This window comes from Micromonospora avicenniae, assembly GCF_900156065.1.
Taxonomy (GTDB): domain Bacteria; phylum Actinomycetota; class Actinomycetes; order Mycobacteriales; family Micromonosporaceae; genus Micromonospora; species Micromonospora avicenniae.
The window spans coordinates 52,486-71,579 of the sequence record NZ_FTNF01000002.1 but is presented as its reverse complement, the minus strand read 5'-3'; the positions used below and the strand labels follow the sequence as shown (position 1 = coordinate 71,579).

Annotated in this window: 17 protein-coding genes; 11 read left to right on the top strand and 6 right to left on the bottom strand. The window is 71.8% G+C overall.

The annotated features are described in order from the left end of the window. Window positions 1-78 precede the first annotated feature (78 nt). Window positions 79-741, bottom strand: a complete 663-nt coding sequence (locus BXA10_RS03620; protein ID WP_076467525.1) for a response regulator — start codon at window positions 739-741, stop codon at window positions 79-81. Continuing rightward, the gene (locus tag BXA10_RS03615; RefSeq protein WP_076467523.1) at window positions 741-1,961 is read right to left on the bottom strand and encodes a sensor histidine kinase; all 1,221 of its coding nucleotides are present in this window, start codon (window positions 1,959-1,961) and stop codon (window positions 741-743) included. Before BXA10_RS03615 ends, BXA10_RS03620 begins: the two co-directional genes overlap by 1 nt. A gap of 158 nt (window positions 1,962-2,119) precedes the next feature. Between BXA10_RS03615 and fabG the strand changes: the two genes are divergently transcribed. From fabG to BXA10_RS03595, 4 genes are all read left to right on the top strand, one after another. Beyond that, window positions 2,120-2,824 (top strand): 3-oxoacyl-ACP reductase FabG, encoded by a 705-nt coding sequence (gene fabG / locus BXA10_RS03610; protein WP_076467521.1) that lies wholly within the window; start codon window positions 2,120-2,122, stop codon window positions 2,822-2,824. Between the two features lie 33 nt (window positions 2,825-2,857). Then, on the top strand, window positions 2,858-3,625 hold the full coding sequence (fabI, locus tag BXA10_RS03605) for an enoyl-ACP reductase FabI (protein WP_076467518.1): 768 nt from the start codon (window positions 2,858-2,860) through the stop codon (window positions 3,623-3,625). Window positions 3,626-3,713: 88 nt separating this feature from the next. After that, complete coding sequence (locus tag BXA10_RS03600) at window positions 3,714-4,742, top strand: ferrochelatase (protein WP_076467516.1); 1,029 nt, start codon at window positions 3,714-3,716, stop codon at window positions 4,740-4,742. A gap of 37 nt (window positions 4,743-4,779) precedes the next feature. After that, window positions 4,780-5,559 (top strand): HAD-IIA family hydrolase, encoded by a 780-nt coding sequence (locus tag BXA10_RS03595; protein ID WP_076467514.1) that lies wholly within the window; start codon window positions 4,780-4,782, stop codon window positions 5,557-5,559. 52 nt (window positions 5,560-5,611) lie between these two features. Here the strand turns inward: BXA10_RS03595 and BXA10_RS03590 are convergent, their stop codons facing one another. Beyond that, window positions 5,612-6,406, bottom strand: a complete 795-nt coding sequence (locus BXA10_RS03590) for a hypothetical protein (protein ID WP_076467512.1) — start codon at window positions 6,404-6,406, stop codon at window positions 5,612-5,614. Between the two features lie 535 nt (window positions 6,407-6,941). On the opposite strand from BXA10_RS03590, the gene BXA10_RS03585 reads away from it, so the two are divergent. After that, window positions 6,942-7,760, top strand: a complete 819-nt coding sequence (locus BXA10_RS03585; RefSeq protein ID WP_076467510.1) for a DUF3097 domain-containing protein — start codon at window positions 6,942-6,944, stop codon at window positions 7,758-7,760. A 48-nt stretch (window positions 7,761-7,808) separates the two neighbouring features. On the opposite strand, the gene BXA10_RS03580 is transcribed toward BXA10_RS03585, so the two are convergent. Beyond that, window positions 7,809-9,116, bottom strand: a complete 1,308-nt coding sequence (locus tag BXA10_RS03580) for a serine hydrolase domain-containing protein (RefSeq protein ID WP_076467508.1) — start codon at window positions 9,114-9,116, stop codon at window positions 7,809-7,811. Window positions 9,117-9,238: 122 nt separating this feature from the next. Here BXA10_RS03580 and BXA10_RS03575 point away from each other — a divergent pair, with 122 nt between their 5' ends. The 5 genes from BXA10_RS03575 (at window position 9,239) to BXA10_RS03550 (ending at window position 15,806) form a co-directional block, all read left to right on the top strand. Beyond that, window positions 9,239-9,712 carry an NfeD family protein gene (locus BXA10_RS03575; protein WP_076467505.1) on the top strand — a complete coding sequence of 158 codons (474 nt, stop codon included), beginning with the start codon at window positions 9,239-9,241 and terminating at the stop codon, window positions 9,710-9,712. Between the two features lie 4 nt (window positions 9,713-9,716). Continuing rightward, window positions 9,717-10,820 (top strand): SPFH domain-containing protein, encoded by a 1,104-nt coding sequence (locus BXA10_RS03570; RefSeq protein WP_076467503.1) that lies wholly within the window; start codon window positions 9,717-9,719, stop codon window positions 10,818-10,820. 1,035 nt (window positions 10,821-11,855) lie between these two features. Beyond that, on the top strand, window positions 11,856-12,659 hold the full coding sequence (locus BXA10_RS03560; protein WP_076467501.1) for a hypothetical protein: 804 nt from the start codon (window positions 11,856-11,858) through the stop codon (window positions 12,657-12,659). A 240-nt stretch (window positions 12,660-12,899) separates the two neighbouring features. Continuing rightward, window positions 12,900-15,104, top strand: a complete 2,205-nt coding sequence (locus BXA10_RS03555; RefSeq protein WP_084752189.1) for a transglycosylase domain-containing protein — start codon at window positions 12,900-12,902, stop codon at window positions 15,102-15,104. A 138-nt stretch (window positions 15,105-15,242) separates the two neighbouring features. Continuing rightward, the gene (locus BXA10_RS03550; RefSeq protein ID WP_076467497.1) at window positions 15,243-15,806 is read left to right on the top strand and encodes a dihydrofolate reductase family protein; all 564 of its coding nucleotides are present in this window, start codon (window positions 15,243-15,245) and stop codon (window positions 15,804-15,806) included. A 109-nt stretch (window positions 15,807-15,915) separates the two neighbouring features. Here BXA10_RS03550 and BXA10_RS03545 read toward each other — a convergent pair whose 3' ends face one another. Continuing rightward, entirely contained in the window at window positions 15,916-16,734 is an 819-nt protein-coding gene (locus BXA10_RS03545; RefSeq protein WP_175649100.1) for a class I SAM-dependent methyltransferase, read from the bottom strand. Window positions 16,735-16,777: 43 nt separating this feature from the next. Further along, entirely contained in the window at window positions 16,778-18,046 is a 1,269-nt protein-coding gene (locus BXA10_RS03540; RefSeq protein ID WP_076467493.1) for an MFS transporter, read from the bottom strand. A gap of 123 nt (window positions 18,047-18,169) precedes the next feature. On the opposite strand from BXA10_RS03540, the gene BXA10_RS03535 reads away from it, so the two are divergent. Next, window positions 18,170-19,081 (top strand): LysR family transcriptional regulator, encoded by a 912-nt coding sequence (locus BXA10_RS03535; RefSeq protein WP_076467491.1) that lies wholly within the window; start codon window positions 18,170-18,172, stop codon window positions 19,079-19,081. The last annotated feature ends 13 nt before the right edge of the window (window positions 19,082-19,094 follow it).

The window sequence follows — 19,094 nt, the reverse complement described above, 5'->3', positions numbered from 1 at the left end:
TCTCGGTTGGGAGAGTGCGTGCGGAGCACGGGGGCGAGCGTCACCCCGCGGAGGGATCTCTGTCCCGATACTCCGGGGCTATTCGCCGGCGGCGACCAGTCCCGTCTCGTACGCCAGCACCACCGCCTGCGCCCGGTCCCGCAGGTGCAGCTTGGTCAGGATGCGGCCCACATGGGTCTTCACGGTCTGCTCGGCGACCACCAGGTCGGCGGCGATCTCCTGGTTGGACCGACCTCGGGCGATCAGCCGCAGCACCTCGGTCTCGCGTGGCGTCAGCGCGGCCAGTTCGGTGGGCCGGGGCCGGTGCCGCTCCGGGCGGGCCGCGAACTCGGCGATCAGCCGACGGGTCACCGCCGGGGCGAGCAGGGCGTCTCCGGCCGCCACCACCCGCACCGCGTGCACCAGGTCGGCGGCCGGTGCGTCCTTGAGCAGGAACCCGCTCGCCCCGGCGCGCAGCGCCTCGTAGACGTAGTCGTCCAGATCGAAGGTGGTGAGGATCAGCACCCGGGGTCGATGCACGGCCCCGTCGCCGAGCAACTTGCGCGTGGCGGCCAGGCCGTCCAGCACCGGCATCCGCACGTCCATCAGGACCACGTCCGGGTCGAACCGGCGGGCGGCGGCGACCGCCTGCGCGCCGTCCGCCGCGTCGCCGACCACCAGCAGGTCCGGCTGGGCGGCGAGCAGCGCGCCGAAGCCCTGCCGCACCATCGCCTGGTCGTCGGCGATCAGCACCCGGATCATCACTTCTCCTCATCGTCGGCGTACGGCAGCGTCGCCTCGACCGCGTAGCCGCCGTCGTCGGTGGCGCCGGCGGTGAACGTACCGCCGAGGGCGACCGCCCGCTCGCGCATGCCGGTCAGCCCGTGCCCGCCGGCCCGGTCCGGTCCGGCCGCGACGCCGTCGGCGGTGTTCGACACCCGCACCGCCAGCTGTCCGCCGTGGGCGCGCAGGTTCACGCGCACGGCCGCGCCCGCCGCGTGCCGGGCGGCGTTGGCCAGCCCCTCCTGCACGATGCGGTACGCGGCCAGCCCGACCGGGGCGGGCGGCGTGGTGGGCACGTCCGTGGTCGAGACCACCGCCATGCCCGCGCGGCGGGCGGAGGCCACCAGGTCGGGCAGGTCGGCGAGGTCGGGTTGCGGCGTGGTCCTGAGGTCCTCCGACTCGCTGCGCAGCACGCCGAGCAGCCGCCGCATGTCGGTCAGCGCGGCACGGGCGGAGTCGGCGATGGCGGCGAACTCGTCGCGTACCGGCCCGGGCACGGAGTCGAGCCGGTACGGTGCGGTCTCCGCCTGCACGGCGATCATCGACATGTGGTGGGCGACCACGTCGTGCATCTCCCGGGCGATCCGGGTGCGCTCCTCCAGCACCGCCCGCCGGGCCTTCTCCAGCTCGCTCAGCTCGGCCTGCTCGGCCAGCGCCCGCCGGGTGTGCACGTTGCGCCGCACCAGATCGCCGACGATGAGCAGTACGACGAAGAGCAGGCTGATGCCGACCTGGTCGGCCGGTGCGACGTACATCCAGACCGGGATGAGACTGAACAGGCCGATCCAGGCCAGCACGGCGCGGTCGACCCGGGCGGCCACCACGAACAGCACGACGATGATGACGATTACCTGGCTGGGGCTCCACGGCCAGGTCTCCGTCGCCTGCCGGTTGAACGTGCCGAGCAACTGCCCGACGAACATGACCCGCCAGGCCCACAGCGGTCGGGCCGGCAGCAGCGGCAGTGGCGCGACGGTGAGCACCGCGATCAGCCAGGCGCTGGCGATGGGCAGTCTCCGCGCGTCGAGCAGGAACACCACGGTGACCAGGGTCAGCGCGACCAGCGCCAGCGACCCGATCGCCGACGCGACGGCGGCCGTCCGGGGCGAGCGGCGCAGCGGCCGGATCGCGGGGTAGTCCGGCCCGGCCACGACACGGCGAAGGGCTGACACGGCGGCGCTGACTGGACTGCGATCCATCCCACGCACAGTAGTTCGACACGACGTCCCGGTCGTGCCCCCACGGAGCCATCCCGCGGGTCGTACCCAGGTGTGACACGGCACTCCGGTTAGCGCTTACCTACCGGTAACGCCTAGGCTCCGTCCCGTCCGCGCTCGTGACGTCGCAAGGGGGAATCGTGGCCCGTACCGTGCTGGTGACCGGGGGCAACCGGGGGATCGGCCTGGCGATCGCGCAGGCCTTCGCCAAGCAGGGCGACCGGGTGGCGGTGACCTACCGTAGCGGGGAGGCCCCGGCGGGCTTCTTCGGTGTGCGCTGCGACGTCACCGACGGCGAGTCGGTGGACGCCGCCTTCACCGCGATCGAGGCGGAGCTGGGCCCGGTCGAGGTGCTGGTGTCCAACGCCGGCATGACCGACGACACGCTGCTCATGCGGATGTCCGAGGAGCAGTTCACCCGGGTGCTGGACACGAACCTCACCGGCGCGTACCGCTGCGCCAAGCGCGCCTCGACCAAGATGCTCCGCGCCCGGTGGGGCCGCATGATCTTCATCTCCTCGGTGGTCGCCCTCGCCGGGGGCGCCGGCCAGGTCAACTACGCGGCCAGCAAGGCCGGGCTGGTCGGCGTGGCTCGCTCGATCACCCGTGAGCTGGGCAGCCGCAACATCACCGCGAACGTGGTGGCGCCGGGCTTCATCGACACGGACATGACCGCCGTGCTGTCCGACGAGCGCAAGGCGGAGATTCGCAAGTCGATCCCGGCCGGCCGGATGGCCCACCCGGACGAGGTCGCGACCGTGGTCACCTGGCTGGCCGGGGACGGTGCCGGCTACGTGTCCGGCGCCGTGATCCCGGTGGACGGCGGCCTGGGCATGGGCCACTGACCCCGATCACCACACAGGACGGAGGAACCCGGCATGTCCGGACTGCTGGCCGGTAAGCGGCTGCTGATCACCGGCGTCATCACCGACGCCTCGATCGCCTTCTCGGTGGCGAAGCTCGCGCAGGAGAACGGGGCGCAGGTCGTACTGACCGGCTTCGGACGGCTCTCCCTGGTGGAGCGGATCGCCAAGCGGCTGCCCGAGCCGGCCCCGGTGATCGAGCTCGACGTGACGAACACCGAGCACCTGGCCGGGCTCGCCGACAAGGTGCGCGAGCATGTCGACGGCCTGGACGGCGTGGTCCACTCGATCGGCTTCGCCCCGCAGAGCTGCCTCGGTGGCGGTTTCCTCGACGCGCCGTGGGAGGACGTGGCCACCGCGGTCCATGTCTCGACGTACTCCTACAAGTCGCTGGCGGTGGCGGCGCTGCCGCTGATGTCCCCGGGCAGCGCCGTGGTCGGCCTCACCTTCGACGCGACGAAGGCCTGGCCGGTCTACGACTGGATGGGTGTGGCCAAGGCCGGGCTGGAGTCCGCCTCCCGCTACCTGGCGCTGCACCTCGGCAAGCAGGGCATCCGCAGCAACCTGGTGTCGGCCGGTCCGCTGCGCACCATGGCCGCGAAGTCGATCCCCGGCTTCGACCAGTTCGAGCAGGCCTGGACCGAACGCGCCCCGCTGGGCTGGAGCCTCACCGACCAGGAGCCGGCCGCCCGGGCGTGCCTGGCGTTGCTGTCGGACTGGTTCCCGGCCACCACCGGTGAGATCGTGCACGTCGACGGCGGCTACCACGCCCTCGGCGCCTGATCCGGCCCTGGTGCCCCCGCCGCGATCGGGGGCACCAGTCGGCGAGGGCGTCGTCGGAGCGGCCGGGCCGCGGGGAAGAATGGGAGCCATGGCGTACGACGCGGTGGTACTTGTCGGTTTCGGGGGGCCGGAGCGGCCCGAGGACGTGCTGCCGTTCCTGCAGAACGTCACCCGCGGTCGTGGCGTGCCACCGGAGCGGCTGGCCGAGGTCGCCGAGCACTACCAGCACTTCGGCGGGGTGTCCCCGATCAACCAGCAGAACCGGGAACTCCTCGCGGCGATCCGCGCCGATTTCGCCGCGAACGGTGTTGATCTTCCGGTCTACTGGGGCAACCGCAACTGGCACCCGATGCTCGCCGACACCGTGACGCAGATGCGCGACGACGGGGTGACCAACGCCCTCGCGTTCGTCACCAGCGCGTACGGCGGCTACTCCTCGTGCCGGCAGTACCAGGAGGACATCGCCGCGGCCCGTGCCGCAGTGGGCCCCGACGCCCCCATGATCGAGAAGCTGCGTCAGTTCTGGGACCACCCGGGCTTCGTCGAGCCGCACGTCGACGCGGTACGCGCCGCCCTCGGCGAGCTCGACCCGGCGAAGCGGGACAGCACCCGGCTGGTCTTCACCGCCCACTCGGTGCCCATCTCGATGGCGAAGAGTGCCGGCCCGCACGGCGGCCGGTACGAGGCGCAGCTGCGCGAGACCGCCCGGCTGGTGGCCGCGGCCGCCGCGCCCGACCTGCCGTACGACCTGGTCTGGCAGAGCCGGTCGGGTCCGCCGCAGGTGCCGTGGCTGGAGCCGGACGTCAACGACCACCTGGCAGCGCTCGCCGAGACGGGCACCACGAGCGTGGTGATCAGCCCGATCGGGTTCGTCTCGGACCACCTGGAGGTGGTCTGGGACCTGGACACGGAGGCGCGGCAGACGGCGAAGGAACTCGGCCTGGACTTCGCCCGCGCGGGCACTCCCGGCGTCGACCCGCGCTTCGTCGCGATGATCCGGGAGCTGGTCGCCGAGCGAACCGACCCGGACGGGGCGAAGCTGCGTCGACGCCTCGGCGAACTGCCGATCTGGGACACCTGCCCGGCGGTCTGCTGCGTCCCGCCGCGCCGCTCCTGACACCGACCCGCCCATCCGACAGACCTGGGAGCACCCGATGCATGACCGCAAGCCCGTGCAGAGCTGGCTCACCGACATGGACGGTGTGCTGGTGCACGAGGGCCAGCCCGTCCCGGGAGCGCCCGAGTTCATCAAGCGGATGCGCGCCTCCGGCAAGCCTTTCCTGGTGCTCACCAACAACTCGATCTACACACCGCGCGACCTGCAGGCCCGGCTCAGCCGGATGGGGCTGGACGTGCCGGAGGAGGCGATCTGGTCGTCGGCGCTGGCCACGGCCCAGTTCCTCGGCGAGCAGCGGCCGGGCGGCACGGCGTACGTCATCGGGGAGGCCGGGCTCACCACGGCGCTGCACGCGGTCGGCTACGTGCTTACCGATTTCGCGCCCGACTACGTGGTGCTGGGGGAGACCCGCACCTACAGCTTCGAGGCGATCACCAAGGCGATCCGCCTGATCAACGACGGGGCGCGGTTCATCTGCACGAACCCGGACGTGACCGGGCCGTCGATGGAGGGCGCGCTGCCCGCCGCCGGCTCGGTAGCGGCGATGATCTCCAAGGCGACCGGCATCGAGCCTTACTTCGTCGGCAAGCCGAACCCGATGATGATGCGTTCGGCGCTGAACACGATCAACGCGCACTCGGAGAGCACCGCGATGATCGGGGACCGGATGGACACCGACATCCTGTGCGGCCTGGAAGCCGGTCTGGAGACGATCCTGGTGCTGAGCGGGATCAGCACCCGGGCCGAGGCGGAACGCTACCCGTACCGGCCGTCACGGATGGTCGAGTCGGTGGCGGACCTGATCGACGAGATCTGACCGGACGGGTCAGCGGTGCGGCGGCGGCGCGACACGTCGCCGCCACCACCTCTCAGGGACGCAGCGGGGCGTTGCAGGCGGCCACCAGAGCCTGTCGGCACGCCGTGGTCAGCGGGCGCAGGGCGGCGTCGCGCTGCTGGGCCTCGTAGTTGTTGATCGCGCCGCCCGGCGCCGTGTGGCCGGCCAGGGCGAGCACCCGGTCCAGGACCGCGGCCCGGGCGAACAACCGCCGGGCCCGCGGGTCGAAGCCGGGCGGCAGGTCGGTGGTGCCGTCGGGACGACGTAGCGCCTCCAGCGCCCCGGCCAGCTCGGGCCGCCACTGGGCCACGTCGAGGCGGTTCAGCGCGGCGGTGGTCTCGGCGAGCGCGGCGGCGAGTTCCGCCTCCGCCTCGGCGGCGCCGGGGAGGGTCAGCGAGGCCGCCGGTGCGTTGGCCGGCAGCGGGTAGACCTGCCAGAGCACCGTCTCGAAGGTGTCGCCGGAGCCCGAGGTGTGCGTGCGTACCTGCGGGATCAGTCCGAGCCCGCCGGCCACCACCGCCTCGCCCACGTCCAGTGCCGTGCCGGTGAAGTCGCCCGGCCCGGGCAGCCCGCGTGGGTCGCCGGGGGCGGGCAGCACCAGGCGGATCTCGTCGGGCGACAGCTTGGCCAGGATGGGCAGCGCCTCGCCCAGCGGGACGTCGGTCCAGGTGCCGGGGGCGTCCGCGACCAGGTGCTCCTCGTGACCGGCGATCGCGTTCGCGACCTCGTCGAAGGGCACCAGCCCGGCGCGCCACGCGCGTACCCAGGCAACGAACCGGCTCGACCGGCGGGGCGTCAGCGTCGCCGCGCCCGTTGCGGGGGTGGACATGCCGAAAGGGTACGTGGTCACGACCGGCTGTGTCTCGGCTGCCGGCGCTGCGGCGTGGCCTGCGCCGAACTGCCCGCTTCGCCGTCTCCGTACCGCCCCGTCAGGTCCCGTCGATCATGCGCTGGTGGCACGCCATCGGGAGCATTTCGTACCGGTCATCCGGTGTCGCGGCTCGGCGTGCCGCCCTGACCCGGCACATCATGCCGGGCCGTGTGCGTCGCGACCGCTGCAAGATCGCGCTGCATCTACGAAGTAGTGGTCTCCTCATCGCAGGGAGGCCACTACGTCCGTGTTATAGCGCGATCTTGACGGTTGGACGTGGTCGTGGGCCGGCCGGCGTGCCGGCCGTCGCTCTGGGTGCGCGCGGTGGTACGGGGTATCGCCGGTGGGGTGCTGGATCGCCCAGCGCATTGCATTCCGGGACTCGCCGGCGACGGATGGGCGGCTCGCCGGTCGACGGAGGGTGAGCGGCGAGACAACCTGGGTCCGGTGTGTCGGCGGGGCGGATGGGGAGGTGGCAGTTAGCGTGATCCACATGGCGCGGCGGTACGAGAGCGACGTGTTGGCGGGGAACTGGCGGCGGCGCAAGGTCGTACCGGAGGTGGACGCGGAACCCGACCTCGTGGTCGAGGACGCCGACTCCGGGTTCTGCGGCGCGGTGGTGGGCTTCGAGTCGGGTGCGGTGGTGCTGGAGGACCGGCACGGTCGTCGGCGCAACTTCCCGCTGCTGCCGGCCGCGTTCCTGCTGGACGGAAAACCGGTGACCCTGCGCCGCCCGGTGCGGACTCCGGCCCCCGCACCGCGTCGCCGGACCGCGTCCGGCTCGGTCGCTGTCGACAACGTGAAGGCGCAGGTGGCCAAGGCGAGCCGGATCTGGGTCGAGGGCGTGCACGATGCCGCGCTGGTCGAGCGGATCTGGGGCGACGACCTGCGCATCGAGGGAGTGGTGGTCGAGCCGCTGGACGGCATCGACGCCCTCGACGCGGAAGTGCGCGCCTTCGGCCCCGGGCCGGGCCGCCGGCTCGGCGTACTCGTCGACCACCTGGTGCCGGGCTCCAAGGAGAGCCGGATCGTGGCGAAGGTGACCTCACCGCACGTGCTGGTGACCGGCCACCCGTACGTCGACGTGTGGCAGGCGGTGAAGCCGAAGGCGCTCGGTATCGCGGCGTGGCCGGTGGTGCCGCCGGGACGTCCCTGGAAGGAGGGGGTCTGCGCCGCGCTGGGTGTCGCCGAACCGGCCGACATGTGGCGGCACATCCTGTCCCGGGTCGACAGCTTCGCCGACGTGGAGACGCCGCTCATCAACGCGATGGAACGCTTGATCGACTTCGTCACGGAACCCGCCACCGACTGATCCGCGGCCTGGGCTGCGGCAGTCGCCAGAGCCCGGGCCGAGTCGCTGTCAGGGTTCCTGGTCGGGGCTGCGGGTGAAGACGAAGGTGGCGATGTCGAGCGCCACGACGGCGCCCGAGTCGTCGCGCAGCACCGAGAGGATCTCCCCGTGCTCCGGGCCGGAGCAGCCGCGCCAGCGGTCCGGCCCCTCGGCGACGAACCGGTTCATCCGCTCGCCGCGCATCAGGACGTCCAGTTCGCCGGCAGCCGCATCCCAGCTGATGTCGAGGGGTACGCCCATCCACCACCAGCGGCCGGTCACCTCGGTGACCCCGGTCGACGGGGCCGCGCTGGTCGGCCGCCAGGGGCGGGGCAGCGGGGGCTCGGTGTCGAGCACGGTGGTGAGGATCCGCCGCCCCAGGCCGCCGATGCCGAAGCCGTACGCGTTGGCGAAGCCCACCACGGCGGTACGGCTCGGGCGGTGCACCGCCAGCGCGGAGACGTAGCCCGGCATCGAGCCGCCGTGGCCGACGTACACGCGGTCGCCGTCGCGGTAGAGCTCCAGCCCGAGGCCGTGCCCGCCGGACCACGAGTCGAGGTCACTGATCACCACGGGGGCGCACATCTCGGTCAGCGTGCCCGGTGCGAGCACCTCGGGTGCCGGGTCGGCCAGGAACGCCGCCCAACGGGCAAGGTCCTCCACCGTGGACCAGAGCTGGCCGGCCGGGGCCATCGCTCCCGTGTCGGTGCGGGGCTCCTCCCGCAGCGTGCCGTGCCACGGATGGACCACGTACCCGCGGGCGAAGGGCTCGGTCGCCGCGTAGGTGGTGCGCCGCAGGCCCAACGGGTCGAGGATCCGCAGGCGGACCAGGTCGGCCCACGGCGTACCCGTGATCCGCTCCAGCACCCCGCCGAGCAGCCCGTACGCCAGGTTCGAGTAGTGGTACGCGCGGTGCGCCGGGTAAGCGATCTTGTCTGCGTTCACCCCGGCCAGCAGGGTGGCCAGGTCCGCGCCCTCAGCCCGCTCCCACCACTCGCCGACCGGCTCGCGTTGCAGGCCGCTCGCGTGCCCGAGGAGCTGGCGCAGGGTGAGCCCGCTCACGCCGGTGCCGGGCAGGTGCTTCTCCAGCGGGTCGTCGAGGCTCAGCCGGCCGGCGTCGCGTTCCTGCATGACCAGGGCGGCGGTCATCGTCTTGCTGATCGAACCGATCCGGTACTGCAGGTCCGGATGGGCGGCGGGGTGCTCGCCGGCGGTGGCGACGTGCACCAGCGACCCGTCGCGGACCACGCCCATCACCACCGACGGCGCGCGTCCCGCCGACTGCGCCTGAGCGACCAGGAGGTCGACCTGACGGGCGGTTCCGGGCAGCAGGGACACAGGGGTTCTCCTCGCTCGCTGGGGTGCGTTGGGCGCGCGGCCGGTGGCCAGCCGCGGACGCCGCCGAGCTTACTGATCATCGCGGGGCGGCCGCGCGTGCATTTGCGTGTCACGATCGAGGGGTGGACGCCGTGCTGTGGATCGTGTTGGGCGTGTTGCTGGCGGTCGCCGAGGTTTTCACGACGACGCTTTTCCTGATCATGTTCGCGGCCGGTGCGTTCGCCGCGGCCGGCGCGGCGGCGCTCGGTGCACCGACGCTCGTGCAGGCGCTGGTGTTCGCGGCGGTCTCCGCGCTCACCGTGACGGTCGTGCGGCCGGTGATCAAGCGGCACCGACGCTCGGCGCTGGAGAGCGGCGAGCAGCCGTTCGGTGTCGAGGCGATCGAGGGGGCGACGGCGCTGGTGCTGGAGCGGGTGGACGCCGAGCACGGCCTGGTCAAGATCGACGGTGAGCTGTGGACCGCGCGGTCGTACGACGCGACGCAGTCGTTCGACCCCGGTCGGCGGGTGCGGGTGATAAAGGTCCGGGGCGCGACGGCCCTGGTGTGGCAGGACGACGATGTTACGTCCGGCGAATTGCCGGAAGCGGGAGGGTGAGGGAATGCCAGCGATAACCGTGCTGGTGATCGCCGTGGCGTTGATCGCTGTGGTGACACTGGCCAAGGCGGTGCGGATCGTGCCGCAGCAGCGCCAGGACGTGGTCGAGCGGCTGGGCAAGTACAAGCGGACCCTCAACCCGGGCCTCAACCTGCTGGTGCCGTTCATCGACGCGGTGCGCACCAAGGTCGACATGCGTGAGCAGGTGGTCAGCTTCCCGCCGCAGCCGGTGATCACCTCCGACAACCTGGTCGTCTCGATCGACACGGTGCTCTACTACAAGGTCATCGACTCGGTCCGTGCGACCTACGAGATCTCCAACTTCATCCAGGCCATCGAGCAGCTGACGGTCACCACGCTGCGTAACGTCATCGGCTCGCTGGATCTCGAGCGGGCGCTGACCAGCCGCGAGGAGATCAACCGGCACCTGTCCGGTGTACTGGACGAGACCACCGGCCGCTGGGGCATCAAGGTGACCCGGGTCGAGATCAAGGCGATCGAGCCGCCGCCGAGCATCCGCGACTCGATGGAGAAGCAGATGCGCGCCGAGCGGGACCGTCGGGCCGCCATCCTCAACGCCGAGGGTCACAAGCAGGCGCAGATCCTCACCGCCGAGGGTGAGAAGCAGGCCGCGGTGCTGCGCGCCGACGGTGACCGGCAGGCCCGGATCCTCCAGGCCGAGGGTCAGGCCAAGGCGATCCGCACCGTCTTCGACGCCATCCACCAGGCGAACCCTAGCCAGAAGGTGCTCGCCTACCAGTACCTCCAGGCCCTGCCGCAGATCGCCAACGGCACCGCCAACAAGGTCTGGATCGTGCCGGCCGAGCTGACCAAGGCCCTCGAGGGGATGGGCGGCGCACTCGGCGGGTTGAGCCGGATGGTAGGCGACGAGCCCGCGCCGGAGGCGGCCGACCACGCGAGCGCCGTCGAGCGCGAGGCGGCCGAGGCCGCGCAGGCCGCCGCGGCGGCTGCCCAGGAGATCCACGACGAGGTACGCGTCGCCGAGGCGCAGGCCACCGGTGGTACGCAGCAGGGGCTGCCCGCGCCGGAGCCGGTCTCCCCGGCGAACCTGGTGAACGATCCGGCCGATCAGCGCGAGCGCGGCTGAGCGAACACCTGCGACGCGGGTCGCCCGGCTGGTTCCCCTCGGGAATCACGCCAGGCGACCCGCGTCGTTCTTCCCCGCCGACCCGCCGACCCGCCGACCCGCCGACCCGGTTACGCGGGCCGACCCGGCCGTGCGGCTGACCCGGCCGTGCGGGCTGACCCGGCCGTGCGGCTGACCCGGCCGTGCGGGTTGACCCGGCCGTGCGGGTTGACCCGGCCGTGCGGGCTGACCCGGCCGTGCGGCTGACCCGGCCGTGCGGGTTGACCCGGCCGTGCGGGTTGACCCGGCCGTGCGGGTTGACCCGGCCGTGCGGGCTGACCCGGCCGTGCGGGCTGACCGGACAAACCGCCGACCGGCGAGCTGGCCCTCGGTCAACCGAGCTGACCGGCCAACCCGCGAACCGTCCCGACCTGCCGGCCAACCCGCCACCCGGGCGGACCGACAGGCCGACCTGCCGGCCGGCCGGGCCGACCGCCAACCGACATCCGACGGCCACTGATCGCCGGCTGCCCCGCCTGTGACCCGACGGCAAACAGGGGTAAACCGGATTCTGCGGATTGCCTGACCCGGGTCCTCCGCATGATCGACTCGCCCTCCTTGAAGTCGCGGTATCAACGGGACTGGGACACCGCGACATCAATGACCTCGAGTTGATCGTGGCGTTCGATCCGCGATCCGCGATCCGCGATCCGCGATCCGCGATCCGCGATCCGCGATCCGCGATCCGCGATCCGCGATCCGCGATCCGCGATCCGCGATCGGCCGCCGCTGCGCGGGTCTCTGCTTCCGCGTGATCTTCTGTGTTTGGCGCGGGCCCTTCTCTGGCGTGGGCGTTCGCGTTCCGAGACCGAGCCCGCGCCTGGACCCGGCCGGCGCGTGTGCCGATTGTTGTGACGTCGGGGCGGCGGCCTGGAAATAACGCGAAAGCTCCTCATTCCTGCTCGGATCGCTGCCACGATCGGTCGGAGGACGGGTGGTGACCAGGCATCGGGGCGCCCCGGCGTTCCGCACCGCTCGTGAGGAGCGAGGTGACGCATGAAGGATCCGGCGAAGCGGATATGGTCCTCGGCCCCGGTGAGCGGAGCACACGATCCGACCGGACCTCTCGGCACCCGGCGTACGGGCGGTGGGTTCGGGGTACTGCCCTTCGTCGGTGAGCCGACCTCGGCGGGGCCGGCGACCAACGCGAGCTGGGCCTGGTCGATACGCCGGTTCGCCCGCGCCGCGGTGTGGCTGCTACCTGCGTACGCCGTCTTGTACGGCGTGGTCGCGATGGCCAGCGACGGTGGGGTGGGCAACGACCCGTACCCGGCCGACGGCCGGCCGCTCTACCTGGTCGGCTGGGTCGCCGCGGTCTGGCTGGGTCTGCTCGCCCTGCTGGCCCTCACCGGGCTCCTCGCCGCGACCCGCAGCCGCAAGGGCGCCGCGGCGGGACTGCTCGTGAGCATCGCCGGCACGGTGTTGATGCTCCCGTTCGCCGGACTGGAGGAGCAGACGCCCGTCTTCGGTACCACTGCCCGGATGCTGGTGCTGGTCGGGGCGACCTGCTACAGCGTCGGCTGGTTCCTCACCGGCTGGGCGGTGGCCCGCTCCGGCGCGTTCAGCATGGGCGACGGGGTGATGCTGATGATCGCCGCGCCGCTGCTCGGCCTCGGCGGTGCGTTGGTCGGCTCACTGCAGACCTTCGGCGCGATCTTCGTGCTGATCGCCGGAATCGGCATCGGCTACCGCTCGGGCCGGCTCGTGCCGCGCGAGATCGTCCGTGACGCCGCCTCGGCGAGCGTCGCCACCGCGACCCCGCCACCGGCCACCCCCGGCGGCCCCCTCTCACCCGCCTGACCCACCCCACCCAACCCACCCCCAACGGCCGGCCCCGGACTGGTGATCATGAGGTTATTGCCGGGACACGCCGCGTGAGTGGGCAATAACTTCATGATCACCCATGGGGGCGTGTCGCCGTGTCACCCGTGTCGGCGTGGGGGTGGCGGGTGGGAGGTTGCTGGGGCGAGGCGGTGAAGTTCCTGACAAACCGGCCCGCGGGCTGGTCGGTTGATGGCTTTCGTGGCAATCCTGGGGACCATGGCCCCTCTCCGTTCACCGCTCTCGAGGCTGTTCACCGTGCTCCTCGCCGGAGTACTGGCCGGCCTCGTCCTCGCGGTGGCCGTACTCCCCGGCAACCTGCTGTTCGGGCTCGTCACCCGGTCGGCGCTCGGGGCGTACGCCGCGCTACCGGACGCCCTGCGTACGCCTGCCACCCCGCAGCGTTCCTACATCTACGCGAACGACGGCAAGACGTTGATCACCACGTTCTACGACGTGAACCGCACCGACGTCCCGCTGTCGGAGATCGCGCCGGTGATGCGGCAGGCGATCGTGGCGGCCGAGGACCGGCGGTTCTACGAGCACGGCGGCGCCGATCTGCGCGGCCTGTTCCGTGCCGTGGTGGCGAACGTGAAGGGTGGCGGCACCGAACAGGGCGGCTCCACGCTCACCATGCAGTACGTCCGCAACGTGCTGAAGACGGACCCGACCCGCACGGCGGAGGAGCGGCAGGCGGCCACCGACCCGACCGTGGGCCGCAAGATCCAGGAAATCCGGTACGCCTCGGCGTTGGAGAAGACCCTCAGTAAGGACGAGATCCTCAACCGGTACCTGAACATCGCGTACTTCGGCTCCGGGGCGTACGGCGTCGCGGCCGCCAGCCAGCGGTACTTCGGCAAGGAGCCGGCGCAGCTGACCCTCGCCGAGTCGGCTCTGCTCGCCGGGCTCGTGCAGTCGCCGGACGCGTACAGCCCGATCGACGGTGACCGGGACCAGGCGCTGGCACGCCGGTCGTACGTGCTCGACTCGATGGTGCAGACCGGGGCGATCACGGCCGCGCAGGCGGCGCAGGCCAAGGCCGAGAAGCTCGTCCTGCACCCGAGCGCCCAGGCCAACGGTTGCACGGCGACCGCCCAGGGCCACGACGACTGGGGCTTCTTCTGTGACTACCTGCGCCGCTGGTGGCTGACCCAGCCGGCGTTCGGCGCGACCACCGAGGAGCGCGAGCAGGCGCTGCGCCGGGGCGGCTACACGGTCGTGACCTCGCTCGACCCGAAGATCCAGGCGACGGCCCAGAAGCAGGCCACCGAGGTGTACGGGTACGACAACAAGAACGCGCTGCCGATCGCCGCGGTCGAGCCGGGAACCGGCCGGGTGCTGGCGATGGCGGTGAACCGGCACTACAGCCTCGCCGCGAACCCGGAGGGGCAGGAGAACCACCCGAACACCGTCAACCCGCTGATCTCCGGCGGGGGCGGTGTGGACGGCTACCAGGCCGGGTCGACCTTCAAGCTCTTCACGATGCTCGCCGCGCTGGAGTCGGGCAAGACGCTCTCCACCGGCTTCGACGCGCCCGCGAAGCTGCCCACCCGCTACCCGGACAACGGGCCGGGCAACTGTGATGGCCACTGGTGCCCGGCCAACGCCAACCCGGCCTTCATGGACGGCTTCCGGATGATGTGGGACGGCTTCGGCCGCTCGGTCAACACGTACTTCGTGTGGCTGGCCGAGCAGGTGGGCCAGGACAAGGTGGTCGAGATGGCGCAGCGGCTCGGCATCACCTTCCGGGCCGACGCGGACGCCGACTTCGCGAAGAACAACGCCGCCAACTGGGGCTCGTTCACCCTCGGGGTCGCCGCCACCACCCCGCTCGACCTGGCCAACGCGTACGCCACCGTGGCGTCGGAGGGCATGTACTGCAAGCCGTTGCCAGTGGTGTCGGTGACCGCGGCGAACGGCACCAAGGTCGCGGTCGCCGACCCGTCCTGCAAGCGGGTGCTGGACGCCGACGTGGCCCGGGCCGCCACGGACGCCGCGCGCTGCCCGGTCGGGCAGCAGTCCGCGTTCGGGCAGTGCAACGGCGGTACGGCCACCGCCGTGAACGACATCCTCGCCGGCCGTCCGGTCGCCGGCAAGACGGGCAGCTCGGAGGAGAACGCGACCGAGACCTTCGTGGGCTTCACCCCGCAGGTCGCGGTCGCGGGCATCGCCGCCAACCCGGACGACCCGACCGACTCGGTGGGGTCGGCGGTGCAGACCAGGGTGATCGACGCGGTGGCCCGAGTGATCGCGACCGCCGTCAAGGGAGAGCCGGAGAAGGGCTTCGCGGCTCCCAGCCGTGCCCTGGTCGGTGACCCACGTCGGCCGGTGGAACGGCCGCAGGTGCAGCCACGCCCGAACGACCAGCGTCGCCCCGCCGACGACCGGTCGTTGCTGGGTCGCCTGTTCGGCCGCCGCGGCTGACCGGCGCGCCGTGTCCTCACACAGTCCCCAAAAATCCTGGGGATTGTCCGGGCCGTCGTGTCGGATCCGGATCGGTGGCTCCGACAATCGGGTGAGGGACGCCCAGCGGGGGCGTACCGCACCGGAGGAGCAGTCGCCATGCGCAAGATCGTCTACTGGGTGCACCAGTCCGTCGACGGCTACATCCAGGGCCCGAACGGCGAGTTCGACTGGCCGGAGATGGGGCCGGAGCTCTCGGCGTACTCCATGCAGCTCTGCACGCCTGCCGGCGCCTTCCTCTACGGCCGCAAGGTCTGGGAGCTGATGTCCTTCTACTGGCCACGGGCCGAGTCGATGTCCGAGGACCCGCACGACCTCGCGTTCGCGCCGGTCTGGCGGAAGACGCCGAAAATCGTGGTCTCCCGGACGCTCACCGAGGCGGCCGAGGGCGCACGCGTGGTCGGCCGGGGTGACCTGGCGGCCGAGATCACGGCGCTCAAGGAGGAGCCGGGTGGGGACCTGCTGCTCACCGGCGGCTCGAAGCTCGCGTCGGCGCTGACCGCGCTCGGCCTGATCGACGATTACCAGATCGTCGTACACCCGGTGGTGCTGGGCGGCGGCCAGCCGGTCTTCCTCGACGCCGAGCGGCTCGGGTTGCGGCTGACGGAGACCCGTACCTTCGACTCCCGCTCGGTGCTGCTGCGCTACCAGCGCGCTGCGTGAGTACGGCGAGCCCGCCGGTGCGGGCGGAGCGAACCGCGCACACCGGCGCGGCCGTGACCAGCGCGCGGTGAAGTCGTGCCGTGCTGTTCCCGTCGGAACGGGACGGGCGTCAGTCCCGGGAACCTGCCGAGGCCTGCGCCTTGTGGACCACGCCACGCAGCCACGATCCGGGCCCGGGTTCCCGTAGCTCCCGCACGCCCTGGCGAAGGATCGCTTCTTCGGCGCTGGACAGCGCCGGATTGTCGATCGTGGCCTCCACCGCATCGGCGAAATAGTGGGCCATCGCGGTCATCTCGGCACCTCGGAACGTCAGCAGGCGCTCGCCGGGATCGATGTCCGAGAAACCGACCTCATCCAGCCAACCCCACAGTTGCGTACCCGCGTCGCTCTGCCCGAACGCCCGCATCGCCCCCACCACGGCCGAGAGCACCGACGTCACCGCGGGGCTCGACGGCCCCACCTTGATGGTCGCGTAGTCGGTCTCGATCACGGTGATCCTCCCGCCGGGCGCGAGGACCCTTCGCGCCTCGCGGAGGGCTGCCTTCGCGTCGTCCTCACTCATGTGTTCCAGCACCCACATCATCCAGACGTGGTCGAACGAGGCGGTCTCGTACGGCAGGCTGCGGGCATCGGCCACATCGAGGTCCGCGCGTACACCATGGGCCGCGAGATGGTCGCGAGCGAACTCGATCTGGGCGGGCGAGATGTCGACGCCGCCGAGGTGTACGTCCGGGAACGACTCACCGAGGATGCGCAGCACCGCGCCCGCACCGCAGCCCACCTCGAGCAGGCGGGTCCCGCCGGCCAGAACCGTGCCGTCCAGGATGAGCCGGTCCTTCCAGAGTTCGGCCTGCCGGATCAGGCGCTGCTGCTCCGTCGTCGCGTAGCCGTGGATGTAGCCCTTCTCGGCGGCGCTCGATTCGCTCACGTCCATCCTCTCGATCGTGCCGTCCCGTTGTGGCGGGACGTCGTCATCCGCGATGCGCGGCGGCCACCGGCCGCGCCGAGCCGGACCGGTCGGGGTCCCCGAGCAGCCAGCGGGCGGCGCCGACGATGCCGAGCGTGATGAAGACGGCGAAGCCGAGCAGACCGGCACGCGGGCTGACCTGACGCAGGGCGATCCCGAGGCCGATCACCGGAATCGACAAGCCCAGGTAGCCGGAGAGGAAGATGCCGGCGAGCGCCTCGGCCCGCCCCTCCGGGGTGGAGATGGCGGCGGTGGTGCCGAGCACCCCCTTGAAGATGGAACCAGCGCCGGCCCCGCTGACCACCGCACCGACGACGAACAACGCCAGGTTGGGTGTGTCGAGCCAGGCGGCCACGACCGCCAGGAGCATGCCGCCCACCAGGAGCACCATCCCGACCGCGACGCACCGGCGCAGCGACCAGCCCGGCGTGGCGATCTGCATCACCGCACCCGCCGCGCAGATCAGGAAGATGCTCACCCCGGCCAGCGCGCGGGACGGGTGGTGCATGATGACGGCCAGGAAGGTGCTGGTCAGGCCGGTGAACAGGCCCAGACCGCCGAAGGCGAGGAACGCGCCGGCCGCCGCGGCGTAGTAGCGCGGACGGGCGGCGGCGGGAACGGCCACCCGTTGCGGACGGTACCGGGGCTTCGGGTCCGGCAGCGACCGCGCGTCCGGTGAGAGCAGCACGCCGACCAGCGCCAGCGCGAGCGCCACCAGGATGACCACGTACGGCAGCCGCAGCGGGTTCGGCGCCCACTCGGCGAGCAGACCGGCGAGCAGCGTGCCGACGCCGAGTCCACCCAGGTTCACGGCGATGGCCACCACCTGGGCCCGGCGCGGCCCGGCGTGTGGGCGGTGGGCGGCGTGCAGTTCGGCCAGCCAGGCGGTCGCGGTGGCGGTCGCCACACCGACGGAGAGCCCGTTGAGCACCCGGGCCACGAGCAGGCCGGGCAGCTCCGGCCAGAGCAGGAAGACCGCCGCGCCGGCCAGGCTGAGCACCAGCGCGGGGACGAGGATCCGCCGCCGTCCGTGCCAGTCCGATACGTGCCCAGCGAGGAAGAGGCTGACCACCACACCGGCGGCGTACGCGGCGAAGACGATGGTGATGGTGAACGTCGAGAAGCCGTCCCGCTGCTGGTAGATCGGGTACAGCGGCGAGGGTATGGTGCCCAGCGCCATCACCGCGAGGTAGGCGAACGCGATGGCCCAGAAGCCGAGGCCGTGGCGCTTCGCGGAGGCTGCTGGCCGCGCATCCAACGTTGCTGAGGTCATTCTGGTAGATCACCTGATCGGTTGGTCAGTGGTACGTCTCCCACCGATCGTGTCCTGTGGTGGTCGCCATCCGCGACGACGATTGCTGCTATCGATCATCTTCTCGAGTGATAAACAGGCGACATGGAACTCCGGCACCTGGTCACCTTCACGACCGTGGCCGAGGAGGGCAGCTTCACCAAGGCCGCCGACCGGTTGCGGGTGGTGCAGTCCGCGGTCTCGGCCACCGTCCGCAACCTTGAACGTGAACTCGGTGTCACCCTCTTCGAGCGGACGACGCACCGGGTCGAGCTGACCTGCGCCGGGCGGGTGCTGCTGCCGGAGGCGCGACGTACGCTCGCCGCCGCGGACGGACTGCGCGAGGTCGTCGACCAGCTCCGGGGCGGCCTGCGCGGGACCGTGCGACTCGGCGTGATGCTGGCGCAGCGCGCTCCCGCGGTCAACGTGGCGCAGCTGCTCGCCGACTTCCGGGACGAATACCCCGACGTCAAGGTCGAACTGCAGGTCGGGCCGAGCCAGCAGCACGCCGCCGACCTCCGCAGCGGCCGGCTGGACCTGGCCTACCTCGCGTTGCCCCGCCGGGACGCCGGCGGCCTGCACCTGACTCCGATCGACACCCAGGTGATGCAGCTCTGCTGCGCCCCCGACCACCGGTTCGCCGGGCGTTCCGAGGTCGAGCTGTGCGAGTTGACCGACGAGACCTTCGCCGACGGCCCGGAGAGCTGGGGGAGCCGCATCGCGACGGACCGGGCGTTCGCGGCGCTCGGGCTCGAGCGCGTCGTGCGGTACGAGGTCGCCGACGTCGGCAGTCTCGTCGATCTCGTGCGGTACCGGCTGGCCGTGGCGATCACGCCGCCGCTGGTGCTGGAGCCGGGGGCGAACGTTCGGCTCATCCCGATCCGGCAGCACGCTCCGATCTTCCAGGTTTCGCTCGCGGCGTCGGCCGACCGCCAACTCGGCGCTCCCGCCCGCGCCCTGCTCGCCACCGCACAACGTCGCGCCCACCTGTCGGCCGGGCTCAGCGCGCATTCCTGACGAGCATCGTCGG